Source organism: Methylotenera sp. E1MeOHC1, assembly GCF_058745595.1.
The window spans coordinates 1,574,318-1,587,626 of the sequence record NZ_CP196025.1 but is presented as its reverse complement, the minus strand read 5'-3'; the positions used below and the strand labels follow the sequence as shown (position 1 = coordinate 1,587,626).

Below are 13,309 nucleotides of genomic sequence, written 5' to 3'. Positions count from 1 at the left end.
ACGAACCTAGAACGAGCTCTCAAACGAACCTAAGGTGGTGTGACGTAAGCTGTGCAGGGTTAGGCTGTAGTATAATTGCCGATAACAAGAACCCTCCCATTTGGCCACCATGAAGCTTTATGTCTCGTTTGCCGCTCGCATACGCGCAATGATCGATGAAGGCGTTTTACGGCCAGCAGACAAGATTTTTTCGGTACGGCAGGCTAGCCAGAAATATGGGGTCAGCATCAGCACTGTATTGCGCGCTTATCTGCTGTTGGAGCAAGAGGGCGTTATCAGTAGTCACCCACAGTCAGGCTACTATGTCACACCACGTAAGCGTCTGCAGCAGCGCTATGCATCCCCGTTCGCCAAGGATGTTAATCTTTCCGAAGTCGATGCGAGTAAGCTGGTGCTCACTACGCTTAAATCCATCCGCGAATTCGGCACCGTGCCGTTAGGTTCACCATTCCCAGACCCCCAGCTGTTCCCACTCAAGAAAATCCATCAATATGAAAAAGCCCTGACCGATGACGAGGGGGAGTGGGGTGTGTTGAGCGACCTGCCACCCGGCAACGAAATGCTACGCCAGCAGATTGCGCGCCGCTATCTAGCCAGCGGCATAGATGTATCACCGGATGATATTGTTATCACGCATGGCGCCACCGAAGCTATCACCCTCTGCCTGCAGGCAGTGGCCAAGGCGGGAGATACCATTGCGCTGGAATCACCAGGCTATTATGCGCTAGCACATACCGTGGAGCGACTGGGTATGAAAGTCGCTGAAATTCTTACCGATCCGGAGTCCGGCATTGATCTGGATGCGTTGCGGGCGGCGGCAGCTGATACGCGTATTGCGGCGGTGATTCTTACTACCAATTTTCAGAATCCGCTAGGCTTTGTCATGCCCGAGGCAAAAAAGCAGGCCTTGGTGGAATTTCTTGCGGAGCAGAATATTCCGCTGATTGAGGATGATGTTTATAGTGAGCTGTACTTTAGCAACGAGCCGCCTTTGCCCGCCAAGGCCTATGACCGCTCGGGCATGGTGCTGCACTGCTCGTCGTTCTCCAAATCGCTGGCACCTGGCTACCGCGTGGGATGGACCAGCGCAGGACGCTATCGCCAAGAGGTAGAGCGACTAATGTTTCTTAACAGTCTATCGCTCACCTCGGCGCCGCAGATTGCGATTGCCAAGTTTATGCAGCGGGACAGCTTTGAGCAGCATCTCAAGCAGTTGCGGCATACGTTACGCTCAAATTATGTGTTGATCCGCAATGTGATAGAGCAAAGTTTTCCTGTCGGCACAGAGCTTTCTGTCCCCAAGGGGGGGTATGTGGTCTGGGTAAAGCTCCCTCCGGCGCTAGATGCACTCAAGCTTTATCGTACTGCGATTGACAACGGCATCACAGTAGCGCCTGGTACCATTTTTTCGCGCAAGAAAGACCTCACACACTATATACGCCTCAATTTTAGCCATCTTTGGACACTTGCCATTGAACAGGCCGTGCGTGATGTGGGCGCCCTTGCCTGCGAGATGCTGGCATCAGCTAGGCCAAGCCAGGATAGTGGCACCAGTGTTTAGCAAAGACATTTAGTATGTCTAAACTTATAGTGTGTCTAAATTTACGACGACAGTAACCAACATCAGGATCAAAGTATGCAATACACCAAGCTTGCCCACACCGATTTAAATGTTTCTAAAGTATGCCTAGGTACCATGACCTATGGAGACCAGAACACGGAGGCTGAGGCACACGAGCAGTTAGATTATGCGATAGCCCGTGGCATTAATTTTATTGATACGGCTGAAATGTACCCAGTGCCACCTAAGGCCGATACTTTTACGCGTACTGAATCCATCGTGGGGACTTGGCTAAAAAAACAGCCGCGTGACCAAATCATACTGGCGGGTAAAGTTTCCGGGCCACGCCGTGGCTTGGATTGGATTCGCGGTGGCCCGCCATCGCTAGACCCTGCCAATATTCGCGCGGCGATTGAAGGCTCTTTACAACGCTTGCAGACGGATTACATCGATTTATACCAATTACATTGGCCTGAGCGCAATGTGCCGATGTTTGGGCAATATCAGTTTGACCCTGCGAGTGAGTTTGAGTCTGGCGTGTATCAGCAAGGGGAAGAGAAAGTATGGGTGTCGATACAGAACCAGCTGGAAACGCTGGCTGAGTTAGTGCAAGAGGGGAAAGTGCGTTATGTCGGTTTATCGAATGAGCAGCCGTGGGGCGTGATGGAGTTTGTGCGTATCGCTAAGGCTTATAACCTGCCGCACATTGCCAGTGTGCAAAACTGCTATAACCTGATTAATCGCGGTATGGAGTTTGGCATGGCTGAAGTTTTATATCGCGAGCAAGTGGGTTTGCTTGCGTATTCGCCACTGGCGTTTGGCCATTTAACCGCAAAGTATATTGATAACCCTGAGGCAAAAGGGCGCGTCACCATGTTTTTAGGCTATGCACAACGTTACAAAAAGCCTGGTGTAGCGTCTGCCAGTGCCGCATATGCCAAACTGGCAAGGGCGCATGGGCTTACGCCTACACAATTGGCGTTGAGCTTTGTGTATCACCGCTGGTTTGTGAGCAGCACGATTATTGGCGCAACCACGATGCAGCAATTAAAAGAAAATATTGACGCGTGGGATACCAAGCTATCGCCAGAAGTGCTGCAAGAGATTGAGCATTTGCATTTGACCATGATGAACCCGGCACCTTAGCGATTAGATAAGTCTGTATTGATTACTAGGTTAAAAGGCCACCTAATATAACCATATTTAAAATAATGTCTTTCTATTGGGGTGCTGCCTAGCTTACAATCACAGCATTGTTAACTATTGTTTAATCGTTTAGAAAGTTTTGTATGTCCCAGCTCCCATCATGCCCGCAATGCCAATCTGAATATACCTATGAAGATGGCGATAGGTACGTTTGCCCAGAGTGTGCGCACGAGTGGTTAATTGATGGCGGTGCAGAAAGCACTGATGAAGTGCGTGTGATTAAAGATGCAAATGGTAATGTGCTGCAAGATGGTGACACGATTACCGTGATTAAAGACCTGAAAGTGAAAGGTTCTTCATTAGTGGTAAAAGTAGGCACTAAGGTTAAAAATATTCGCTTGGTGGATGGCGACCATGACATTGACTGCAAAATCGATGGCATTGGTGCAATGAAATTAAAGTCAGAGTTTGTAAAAAAAGCGTAATAAAAACTTGGTATAAAGCTTGCTGTTTTTAGCCATACAGCGCTCTCCTAATTTAAGCTTGTTTCGAGCAGGGGTTGACGCGTCAAGTGTGCGTGCTTTACTTTCACCCCAACTAGCACTTCAACAAAAGGGCATTAATCTGTATATTGTGAGACATACATTAATCACACCAAGTTTGACAGTTAATGATGTCATGGTTTAGCCCACAACAATTGCGTACGTGTTTTGCTTGCCTAGCCTCTTATGCAGGCGTGTTGTTCAGTCTTTTTCTATTCTTGGCTGCACCAGCGCATGCAAGCCCTGATCTGAAGCCCAGTTTGATTGAGGGGCATTGGTATGCTGCGCGCCAGCCTGCTACGCCGATTAAATCCCTGCCATTAACTGGTGGTGATTTTGTATTTAATGGCACCTTGCATATCGCCACTGCCGGTGACTATGTGATTGATTTCAAAAACACCAGTACGTTTGCGATGTTTAAACATAAGGTGCTGGATAGCCGCAGCGTAGTGGTTGCTGAGTTAGAGGGCGGAATCAGTAGCACGGAAACCAACCCCTTTACGTTAAGGCATGCGCGGCTTTTGTATTTGGAAGCTGGCAATTACACTTTACTGACTTCGCTTAAAACCCCTTACCTGATTGCACAGCCTCAGCCATATTTAGACTCAAAGGCACATTACCAGCAGGCGATTAAGCTTGGTAATTTTATCTCGCTGCTTTGCTTGGGTGTGCTGGCTGGATTAATGGCGTATTACGTTGTGCTAAGCTTAATTAGACGGCAAATGGTGCACAGCATGTATGCGCTGTTTATTTTGGGCAATCTATTTTTGCAGGGAACATCACTATTGGTATTCTCTGACACGTTTGACATCCATTACTTTTACTTGAGTGCGTTGCCTATCCTGTTCTCAAATATCGCTTATGTTTTCTTTGTTAAAGGCTTGCTGAATATCCGCCAGCAATACTACCCTAAGCTATATCGCTGGATTCAATATGCAGTGACGATATTGGTGCTATTTGCGGTGTGGGGTATTTACTCTCCTCACTGGATGATGGAAATGGCGCGTTATGGCGTTGGTGTTTTTCTGTGCCTTGGCTTGGCATGTGGCATCTACCTTAGCAGTAAAAAGAACATGACCGCGCGTTATTACTTGATTGCGATTCTGACCTTTTTTGTTTTAGGTGGCTTAACCATTACTGCCCAAAATTTCACCGGTTATACGCTCTATGTTGAGCATTTAGGTTTGGTGGCGGTAACGATAGAAGCGCTGTTGCTGTCGTTTGTACTCAGCTACCAATTTAGTGAGTTATTTAAAGAAAAAGAACAAGTGCTGACAGCGTTGGGCCTCAGTGAGGCTAGGGTTAAAACAGATAAATTAACCGGTTTGCCTAATCGCATGGCACTGGAAGCCACCATTCAGGAGTTACCTAAGAATGGCAGTATTACCATACTGGATTTAGATCGTCTCAAGTACTATAACGATAATTTTGGGCACGCCTACGGCGACAAACTGCTGTGCGATTTTAGCCGTTTCCTACAGGCTAAATTAGAAGGGGTCGCGACGCTGCATCGTTTAGGTGGTGATGAGTTTGCAATTACTGCACATAATGCAGATGAAGCGCTGATTCAAACACTGCTGGATGAAACCGTAGCACATCTGCGCGCCAATGGTTTTGAGTTGGTCGGTGTGAGTGCTGGTACGGCGTTTATCTATGAGGAGCAGGATAACTGCGGCGTGGTGATGCACATGGCTGACCTACGTATGTATGAGAATAAGCGCGCCCATAAGCGCGCGCAAAATGAGCAATTCTATTAGCGGAATGCCTTAGGGAAAAAGTTAACGGGCTGTGGCTCAGGTATTTGCAAAATGTTTTTGCGGATTTTACCCATCACATGCATCTCGCATGGTTTGCAATCAAACTTCAACGTGTAGCGGTCATTGCCGTTAATTAATGTCATTGGCTCTGCGGTGACCGTACCTTGCACCCCAATCACACCTTTAGCTTCTTTCGGGCATAGGCCATGGCTAAAACGTAAGCAGTGCTTGGTAATCATCAGCGGCACTTCATCTAACTCTTTATTGGCTTCATAAGCCGCCGCAATCATCTTTACGCCATGTTTTTCGTAAAATTGACGTGCTTTTTTGTTGTACACATTGGCAAGGTAGCTCAGTGTATCTTCAGGGAAAATCGCTGGCGGTTGCGCTGCCTCACGGCGTGGTGGGCGTTGGTAGCCTAAATCACGGGTTTGCTGCAATTGTTCGATAGCGTCACGGCGTAAGTTGTTAACGATAGAGGCAGGGATAAACCAGGTTTGAGCGGTGCTGATTTCAATCCCTTGCGTGCTGAAATCTGTGCCGCCCAGTTTGCTCAGGTTCTCACGCAGGCTAGTTTCCGCTTTTTCCAGATTTTGTGCGCTTTGTTTTTCTGCTTCACAGGTGGCGGTAGCGCTAAAGCCGCTTTCATCGGTAATGGTTAAAGCAAAACCATTGGCCGTTTCGTAAAAATTCATATCAACCGCAATTTTGCGCTGCGCTGAATCTTTTTCCAGCAGGCGCATAAAGGCGTGGTCGCGATTGCGGTAAATGGTCATATTGCGCGTTAGGCCAGTTGGCATTTCGTTAGGGTAGAGCCTTTTGCCTTCTACCGTGTTGACGCGCAAGCCGACCAGTTCTTTATGTACATCAAAGAAGCATACGCCATCACCGTTATGTAGCTCGATATTGGTTTCCACCTCAAAGTAATCGTTACCCACTTTGCTAACCTTCCCTAATGCCTCACCAGAGAATTTAGGCGTATCAAACGCGCCAATATCGGCTTGGCGTCCGTTTACAAAGTAGTCGGTTGCGCTACGGTTGAAGGTTTTTTCCGGCTGTGGAGTGAATGTGTAGGTGGCGTGGCCTGACGATGGTTTTGCCAACTCTGGCCTGTCGTTCAGTATTTCATCAATCAATTCACGGTAATGCGCGGTGGCATTTTTTACATAGGGTAAATCTTTGTAGCGGCCTTCAATTTTAAATGAGCTGACACCGGCTTCAATCAATGCACGTAGATTGGCACTTTGGTCGTTATCTTTCATGGATAAAAAGTGCTTATCCTTACCGATGATACGGCCTTTTTGGTCTTCTAGCGTAAAGGGCAGGCGGCATTCTTGTGAACACTCACCACGATTGGCGCTACGTCCCGTGTGTGCGTGGCTGATAAAGCATTGACCGCTAAACGCTACACATAGCGCACCATGAATAAAAAATTCCAAATTACATGAAGTCGCGTCAGCAATCTGTTTGATTCTTTTTAAATCCAGTTCGCGCGCTAATACAATTTGTGAAAAACCAACCTGGTCTAAAAATACTGCTTTTTCTACGGTGCGGATATCAGTCTGTGTGCTGGCATGTAGCTGTATCGGCGGTAAATCCATTTCCAACAGCCCCATGTCCTGCACGATAAGCGCGTCTACTTCAGCGTCGTAAAGTTGATGTACCAGCTCACGCGCGCCTTCTAGCTCGTTGTCATGGAAAATGGTGTTTAGTGCAACATACACCTCTGCGTGGTAGCGATGTGCGTGTTTCACCAAGCGTGCAATGTCGGCAATGGTGTTAGGCGCTTTTGCACGAGCACCAAAGGCTGGGCCGCCGATATATACCGCGTCTGCGCCATGATTAATGGCCTCAATGCCGAAATCAGCATTTTTTGCAGGAGCGAGTAGTTCTAAATGGCAGCGAGTTTTTTGCATGGGACTTAATTTGCTTAGGTGATCAAGGTTGAATTTTAGACTAAACAACAGCTTATGACGACATTTGATTTTTGTTCAGATGAAAAACCTCACACAATTATCGTACAATTCAGCCATGAGTAATCAAGATCTATTAAACCGCAGTATGCAGTCTGTATGGCACCCGTGCACGCAGATGAAGCAGCATGAGTCTTTTCCATTAACGCCGATACAACGTGGGGATGGGGTCTGGCTATATGATGCAGATGGCAAAAAATACTTAGACACTGTCAGTTCCTGGTGGGTGAACTTGTTTGGGCATAATAATCCACGCATCAAAGATGCCATCAAGCAGCAGTTAGATACCTTGGAGCATGTGATGCTGGCTGGCTTTACCCATGAGCCAGTGGTGGCGCTGTCCGAGCAACTAGCGGCGCTTACCGGGCTTGGTCATGCGTTTTACGCCAGTGATGGTGCCAGTGCCACCGAGATTGCGCTCAAAATGAGTTTTCATTATTGGCGTAATGTCGGTCAGCCCAATAAAACCAAATTTATTAGCTTGCAGAATAGCTATCATGGCGAGACCTTGGGCGCGCTGGGGGTGACCGATGTAGCCATTTTTAAAGATACCTATGCACCGCTATTGATGCAATCTGCACAAATGCCTAGCCCTGATTCCAGATTGGCAGAGGCTGGTGAGAGCGCTGCAGACTATGCCTTACGCTGCGCTGCGCAATTGGAGCTGTATGTAGCGCAACACCATGCTGAGCTAGCAGCTTTTATTATAGAGCCGCTGGTGCAGTGTGCCGCAGGCATGGCGATGTATCACCCCGTTTATCTGGCTAAAGCACGTGAAATTTGCAGCAAGTATCAAGTGCATTTGATTGCCGATGAAATTGCGGTGGGCTTTGGCCGCACAGGCTCCATGTTTGCTACTGAGCAAGCAGCTAGTGAGGGATGCAAAGTAAGTGATATTGCAGATTTTGTCTGCTTGTCTAAAGGGATTACCGGTGGTTACTTGCCACTTTCTGCAGTACTCACAACTGACAGTATTTATCAGGCTTTTTATGACCAGAGCACTGCGCGTGGTTTTCTACATAGCCATAGTTATACGGGTAATCCATTGGCATGCAGTGCGGCGTTAGCCACGTTAGCAATTTTTAAATCAGACCATGTGGTGCAAAAAAACTTGGCACAGTCTGCGTTGATTATGCGCGAGATGCAAGTGCTCACTGACTTGCCAATTCAACATCTACGCCAGCAAGGCATGATATTCGCGTTTGATGTAGTCACCGATAACCATCAGTTTGCAAAGCAGTGCTACCAACTGGCAATGCAGCATGGTTTATTGTTGCGCCCGATTGGCAACACAGTGTATTACATGCCGCCGTATACCATCAATGCAGATGAAATTGTATTTATGGTGCAAAACACGCATCAGGTGATTAAGCGGATTCTATGAAAAAACTCACATTGTTGGTTAGCCTGATGTTGCTCTGTGCACAAGTGCATGCTGAATTGCCTAAAACCGTTGCAACGGAGCTGGTACAAGCCGATGTGCCGCTAAGCGGTGTGTCTATCTATGTGCAGGCGGTGGATAATCAGGCGCCAAGCCTAAGCCATAACGCAGACAAAGGTATGAACCCAGCTTCTGTGATGAAAATGGTGACGACCAATGCGGCATTGGATTTGCTCACACCGGCTTACCGCTGGAAAACCGAGCTTTACCATGACGGCCAAATTAAAGACGGTGTATTAAATGGCAATTTAATCATTAAAGGTTATGGCGACCCTAGCTTTAAAGTGCAGGATTTTTGGCGCTTATTGATGAGCTTAAAACAGGCCGGGGTAAAAAAAATCAACGGTGACTTGCTGATTGATAAAAGTTACTTTGCTGATGGTCTTGATAATGGCATTAGCTTTGATGATGAAAAATGGCGTGCATACAATGCAAAGCCCAGCGCATTTTCTGTCAATGGCCGCAGTACTAGCTTCCGCTTTTTTGCCAACGAAAACGGTTTGAGCCTGAATCAGGAGTTTGAATTACCCGAGGTAACGATAGTCAACAATATGAAGCTGGTGGATGGTGATTGCGGCAACTGGCGCGGCAGAATGAGCTATGACATCCAGACCAAGGCTGCAAAAGCTGTGGTGAGTTTTAAGGGTGTTTATGCAGCTGACTGTGGCGAGCGTTACATCGAGCTCAGTTTGTTTGACGACACGCAATATGCTTACTTTACGTTTAAAAAACTATGGCGTGAGCTAGGCGGTACGTTTGATGGCAAGTTAAAGCTGCAACCCGTGCCTAGCACTGCTAAAAAGCTGCTTGAACAAGTTTCTGAGCCTTTAGGCACAGTGGTGCGAGACATTAATAAATGGAGTAATAACCTCATGGCGCAGCAGTTGCTGCTCACGCTAGGCACTGAGAAATTAGGTGCGCCGGCGACCATGCAAAAAGGCGCCGCCGCCATGCAAGACTGGCTGTTTACAAACGGGCTTAATTTTAAAGAGCTTGTGATTGAGAATGGCTCAGGCTTGTCGCGTGCTGAGCGTATCAGTGCCGAGCACTTGGGTAAAATGTTAGTACGTGCTTACTCAAGCCCTGTGATGCCTGAATACATGGCATCTATGCCGATATTATCGTTAGATGGTACGGTCAAACATCGCTTGCAAGACAATGCTGCCAATGGTCGAGCGCACCTTAAAACTGGCTCTATCAATGGGGTGAGCAGTATTGCTGGCTATGTGTTGAGCGCAAGTGGGCATCGGTATGTGATGGTGATGCTGGTTAATCACCCTAATGCGGGTGCCAGTAGAGATGCGCAGGATGCGTTAGTGGAGTGGGTATATCGCCTGCCTTGAGTTAACGGTAACGCTGATTTTAAAGTATGATTACGGATTAAACCCCTTCATTTAGATACAACGCTACAGGACACACAATGAAATTATTAGGATCATTACTCGCAGTTGTTTGCTTGTTAAGCTTAGGTGCATGTCAAGCCGAGTCAAATAAATCAACATCAGATAAGTCAACAGTAAAGGAAGCAAAAGCGATGTCGGAACAAGTTAAAGAATTACAAAAGATTGATACCTTAGTGGGTGAAGGGCGTGAGGCTGAGCCTGGCTTTAATGTAACCGTGCATTACACTGGCTGGCTGTATGACGCATCGGCTAAAGATGGTAAAGGTAAAAAGTTTGATAGTAGCGTAGATCGCAAACAACCGTTCGTTTTCTTCTTAGGCGGTGGCCAAGTGATTCAGGGGTGGGATGAAGGCTTTGCCGGCATGAAAATTGGCGGTAAACGTACATTGATTATCCCATCAGAAATGGGCTACGGTGCACGTGGTGCAGGTGGCGCGATTCCACCTAATGCGGACTTGATTTTTGATGTGGAATTATTGGGCGTTAAATAACTCATCAGCAGTTTATTGACCATAGCTGATATCTGATAGCGTTTGTATTGGGCGCTATCGGTTTGTTATTTGCAACTGGTTATTGATTAGACCTAACGGTACGAGAGATGAAACATGAAAGTTAGTATAAAGTGGATTGACGGTGTAAGTTTTGTCGGCGAGTCAGAGACTGGCCACGCGGTTGTGCTAGATGGAGCGCCTGAGAACGGCGGCCGTAACATTGGGATGCGCCCGATGGAAATGCTGTTAATCGGTATGGGCGCTTGCACTTCATTTGATGTGGTGGCTATTTTGAAAAAAGCGCGTCAGCCAATTTTTGATTGTGTTGCCGAGATTGATGCGGCGCGTGCTGATGAGATTCCAAAAGTATTTACCAAGATTCATGTACATTTTGTGATTACTGGTGACAATTTAAACCCGGCACAGGTAGAGCGTGCGGTTAAATTATCTGCTGAGAAATATTGTTCAGCTTCTATTATGCTGAGCAAAAGTGTAGAAATCACACATGACTTTGAGATAAAACCATTGACTGTAAAGGCATAAGGCTGATTGCTTGGCTTGCGCTGAGTAGAAGTTAAGCGCTGGCTAGAATTACTGCAATAAAAAAGGGGATGAGTAATCATCCCCTTTTTTTATCTTTTTAAGCACTCAATCACGTGTGCATCCAAGCAAGTCGTTCGCCCGTTGTCTGAATAAACGGGTATATCAGCTTATGCTTCAATCACTTTCACCGTGAGCGGTTGCTCATCTTCCAGAATGTTTAGTAAACGGTCTACGTTCGGATGTTTGCCAGGGCAGTTCTCAGCATCTTCAGTATGTTCTGCATATAAGCTTAAGCCCTCAACCGCCGCATCTAAAGAGATTTCTCCATACATGCGCGCCAAATGGCTATAAACCTTGATTGAGCCCTGGCTACCCGGTTTGTTCTCAATCACGCCCGCTGAGCTGCCGTCTTTATTGTAAAGCTCGATACGTTCGACATTGGAAGCGTCATCGAGAGTTTGTAGTACATCACTGAATTTTTGCATGGTATTGCCTTAAAAAATAATTAGATATGATAGGTCGTGCTGGTCATTAGTTGCGACATTTTTGTCATGCAGAATTTAATCGGCGCCGGCAACTCGGCTGCGCCTTGTTGTTTTGCGTCATTGGCGTGCTTGGCTTCATCAATTTGCATTTGTGCAATAATGCGGCGTGATTTTTCATCTGTGGTTGGCAGTTGGTCGAGATGGCTGGCTAAGTGCGCACCTACCTGCTTTTCGGTTTCTTGCAAAAAGCCTAGGCTCCATTTGTCTCCCAATGCGCCTGCTACTGCGCCAATCGCAAATGATCCGGCATAAAACAATGGATTAAGTACACTGGTGTGCCCGCCTAATGCTTCAATACGTGACTCACACCATGCCAGATGCTCGGTTTCTTCACGTGCCGCTTGTTGCATGGTGCTGCTGGTGGCAGCACTTTGTGCGGTGAGTGCCTGACCACTGTAGAGTGCTTGCGCACAGACTTCACCAGTATGATTAACACGCATTAGCGCGCTTACATGTTTTTTCTGTTGGTTATCCATTGGCGAGTCATCAATCGCCACATCCGGATGTTCACGCTCGCTATGTGGTTTTGCAAACAGGGTACGCAACCCAGTGTCAAAAGCACAAATTAATTTGTCTGTAGTGAGTAGTCTGTTCATGAAAGTTATTTTACGCTTAATTATCTTGGCTAAGCTAGTGTTGCTTGATTTGTTTTAGATACTAGATGCGGGCAGAGGCTGATGGTGTCGGTGTTGAGTAGTGCTGTTTGGTTATGCCTTAAATCCCATTTGCTTCGCAATGATTTGTATCGGGTGTAGCACGTGGGTGTCTATACCTTCGTTCTCTAATCCCTTAGTGATATGCAAACTACAGCCAATATTGGATGTGGCCAGTATTGATACCTGATTGGACTGTATAGCGGCCAGTTTATCATTGCGTAGCGTGTTTGCCATCTCCGGCTGCGTAATAGTGTAAGCGCCAGCGCCGCCACAGCATTGACCGTTGCCCGGCAGTGCTTGTATGTCAGCAGTCGGGATTTTTTTTAGTAAGTCATACACCGCTTTTTGTGCTTTGAGTCCATTGCGCAGTGAGCAAGGGTCCTGCACGAAAATGCGCTCTTTAAGTGGTGCAACTTGCGCTGTTGACCAGTCGCAACTCATTAAAAAGGTACTGATGTCTTGTACTTGATGCGTGGTGAGGTAATCCTGCAGGCCTGCGCCGCAACCGCTTGCTGTGGAGAGTATGGGCATGGCATGGTCAAAGCTTGCGCCATTTTTTGCAATTAAGGTATCGGCTTCAACAGCGTCACCTGCCTGACGTGCAATACTACCGCAGCAAGTTTGCGCAGTGGGTACGTGTACATCGTAGCCCAGTGTGTTTAATACATAAATGCTGGCGCTTAGTGTTTGGTTATCAAAGGCGTTGGTGGCGCATCCTAAAAATAAACTCACAGCACCGCGCTTGGGTGTGGTTGCCGAGTACAATGCTTTCCATACAATGGGCTTGGGGATGGCCGGCAACAGTTTGGCTAATGGTGCGATGCGCTTTAACGCACCCATCAGTTTGGCTTTAGACAGTAACCAAAGTGGCCATGTACATATATAGCTTAATGCACGGTAACGGATAAATGGTTTTGCTAAGCTTAACCAAAGGCTCTTTTTCTTAATATAAAGTGCACGTGTTGTATCTACCAGTGCACCATAGCTCACACTATTCGGGCATGCCGATTCACAGCTGCGGCAGCTTAGGCACAGATCAATATGCTCTTTAAAGCGTGCGCTGTTAGGCAGAATGTCTTGCGACACCGCACGGATAAGCTGGATACGTCCACGTGGAGAGTCTGCCTCAGAGCCCGTCTTTCTATAAGTTGGGCAGTGCGGTAAGCACAGGCCGCATGCAACGCAGCGGTCGGCTTCAGCAGTGAGTTCTTTAAGTGATAACGTCATGGTGACATTATAATCGTTTTCAAT

General features: G+C 47.1%; 12 protein-coding genes. 8 read left to right on the top strand and 4 right to left on the bottom strand.

The window, feature by feature from the left end; translation table 11 throughout:
* The first annotated feature begins 109 nt into the window (after window positions 1–109).
* From ACSSU7_RS07320 to ACSSU7_RS07305, 4 genes are all read left to right on the top strand, one after another.
* Window positions 110–1,561 carry an aminotransferase-like domain-containing protein gene (locus ACSSU7_RS07320; RefSeq protein WP_492517778.1) on the top strand — a complete coding sequence of 484 codons (1,452 nt, stop codon included), beginning with the start codon at window positions 110–112 and terminating at the stop codon, window positions 1,559–1,561.
* A gap of 75 nt (window positions 1,562–1,636) precedes the next feature.
* A complete protein-coding gene (locus ACSSU7_RS07315) occupies window positions 1,637–2,707 on the top strand; it encodes an aldo/keto reductase (protein ID WP_492515900.1) in 1,071 nt (356 codons plus the stop codon).
* A gap of 143 nt (window positions 2,708–2,850) precedes the next feature.
* A complete protein-coding gene (locus tag ACSSU7_RS07310; RefSeq protein WP_492515899.1) occupies window positions 2,851–3,192 on the top strand; it encodes a zinc ribbon domain-containing protein YjdM in 342 nt (113 codons plus the stop codon).
* A 185-nt stretch (window positions 3,193–3,377) separates the two neighbouring features.
* Entirely contained in the window at window positions 3,378–5,006 is a 1,629-nt protein-coding gene (locus tag ACSSU7_RS07305; RefSeq protein ID WP_492515898.1) for a GGDEF domain-containing protein, read from the top strand.
* Here ACSSU7_RS07305 and ACSSU7_RS07300 read toward each other — a convergent pair.
* Window positions 5,003–6,922, bottom strand: coding sequence for a peptidase U32 family protein (locus ACSSU7_RS07300; RefSeq protein WP_492515897.1), 1,920 nt, complete (start codon window positions 6,920–6,922; stop codon window positions 5,003–5,005). The two genes, ACSSU7_RS07305 and ACSSU7_RS07300, sit on opposite strands and share 4 nt — an antisense overlap.
* 115 nt (window positions 6,923–7,037) lie before the next feature.
* Between ACSSU7_RS07300 and bioA the strand changes: the two genes are divergently transcribed.
* The 4 genes from bioA (at window position 7,038) to ACSSU7_RS07280 (ending at window position 10,857) form a co-directional block, all read left to right on the top strand.
* Window positions 7,038–8,363, top strand: coding sequence for an adenosylmethionine--8-amino-7-oxononanoate transaminase (bioA, locus tag ACSSU7_RS07295; protein ID WP_492515896.1), 1,326 nt, complete (start codon window positions 7,038–7,040; stop codon window positions 8,361–8,363).
* Window positions 8,360–9,763: a D-alanyl-D-alanine carboxypeptidase/D-alanyl-D-alanine endopeptidase gene (dacB, locus tag ACSSU7_RS07290; RefSeq protein ID WP_492515895.1), complete on the top strand. Its 1,404-nt coding sequence runs from the start codon at window positions 8,360–8,362 to the stop codon at window positions 9,761–9,763. The genes bioA and dacB overlap by 4 nt, the downstream gene beginning before the upstream one ends.
* Before the next feature lie 77 nt (window positions 9,764–9,840).
* Window positions 9,841–10,314 carry an FKBP-type peptidyl-prolyl cis-trans isomerase gene (locus ACSSU7_RS07285; protein ID WP_492515894.1) on the top strand — a complete coding sequence of 158 codons (474 nt, stop codon included), beginning with the start codon at window positions 9,841–9,843 and terminating at the stop codon, window positions 10,312–10,314.
* A gap of 114 nt (window positions 10,315–10,428) precedes the next feature.
* Window positions 10,429–10,857: an OsmC family protein gene (locus ACSSU7_RS07280; RefSeq protein WP_492515893.1), complete on the top strand. Its 429-nt coding sequence runs from the start codon at window positions 10,429–10,431 to the stop codon at window positions 10,855–10,857.
* A 167-nt stretch (window positions 10,858–11,024) separates the two neighbouring features.
* Here ACSSU7_RS07280 and ACSSU7_RS07275 read toward each other — a convergent pair whose 3' ends face one another.
* The 3 genes from ACSSU7_RS07275 to ACSSU7_RS07265 form a co-directional block, all read right to left on the bottom strand.
* Entirely contained in the window at window positions 11,025–11,342 is a 318-nt protein-coding gene (locus tag ACSSU7_RS07275; protein WP_492515892.1) for a DUF2322 family protein, read from the bottom strand.
* A gap of 20 nt (window positions 11,343–11,362) precedes the next feature.
* On the bottom strand, window positions 11,363–11,998 hold the full coding sequence (coq7, locus tag ACSSU7_RS07270; protein WP_492515891.1) for a 2-polyprenyl-3-methyl-6-methoxy-1,4-benzoquinone monooxygenase: 636 nt from the start codon (window positions 11,996–11,998) through the stop codon (window positions 11,363–11,365).
* 111 nt (window positions 11,999–12,109) lie between these two features.
* A complete protein-coding gene (locus ACSSU7_RS07265; protein ID WP_492515890.1) occupies window positions 12,110–13,285 on the bottom strand; it encodes a (Fe-S)-binding protein in 1,176 nt (391 codons plus the stop codon).
* Between the last annotated feature and the right edge of the window lie 24 nt (window positions 13,286–13,309).

What these genes read in the sequence shown, in the direction of transcription:
- coq7 (WP_492515891.1), bottom strand. Translation starts at nt 11,998, where the DNA reads ATGAACAGACTACTCACTACAGACAAATTAATTTGTGCTTTTGACACT.
- ACSSU7_RS07300 (WP_492515897.1), bottom strand. Translation starts at nt 6,922, where the DNA reads ATGCAAAAAACTCGCTGCCATTTAGAACTACTCGCTCCTGCAAAAAAT.
- ACSSU7_RS07275 (WP_492515892.1), bottom strand. Translation starts at nt 11,342, where the DNA reads ATGCAAAAATTCAGTGATGTACTACAAACTCTCGATGACGCTTCCAAT.
- ACSSU7_RS07265 (WP_492515890.1), bottom strand. Translation starts at nt 13,285, where the DNA reads ATGACGTTATCACTTAAAGAACTCACTGCTGAAGCCGACCGCTGCGTT.
- ACSSU7_RS07315 (WP_492515900.1), top strand. Translation starts at nt 1,637, where the DNA reads ATGCAATACACCAAGCTTGCCCACACCGATTTAAATGTTTCTAAAGTA.
- ACSSU7_RS07310 (WP_492515899.1), top strand. Translation starts at nt 2,851, where the DNA reads ATGTCCCAGCTCCCATCATGCCCGCAATGCCAATCTGAATATACCTAT.
- ACSSU7_RS07320 (WP_492517778.1), top strand. Translation starts at nt 110, where the DNA reads ATGAAGCTTTATGTCTCGTTTGCCGCTCGCATACGCGCAATGATCGAT.
- ACSSU7_RS07280 (WP_492515893.1), top strand. Translation starts at nt 10,429, where the DNA reads ATGAAAGTTAGTATAAAGTGGATTGACGGTGTAAGTTTTGTCGGCGAG.
- ACSSU7_RS07305 (WP_492515898.1), top strand. Translation starts at nt 3,378, where the DNA reads ATGATGTCATGGTTTAGCCCACAACAATTGCGTACGTGTTTTGCTTGC.
- ACSSU7_RS07285 (WP_492515894.1), top strand. Translation starts at nt 9,841, where the DNA reads ATGAAATTATTAGGATCATTACTCGCAGTTGTTTGCTTGTTAAGCTTA.
- bioA (WP_492515896.1), top strand. Translation starts at nt 7,038, where the DNA reads ATGAGTAATCAAGATCTATTAAACCGCAGTATGCAGTCTGTATGGCAC.
- dacB (WP_492515895.1), top strand. Translation starts at nt 8,360, where the DNA reads ATGAAAAAACTCACATTGTTGGTTAGCCTGATGTTGCTCTGTGCACAA.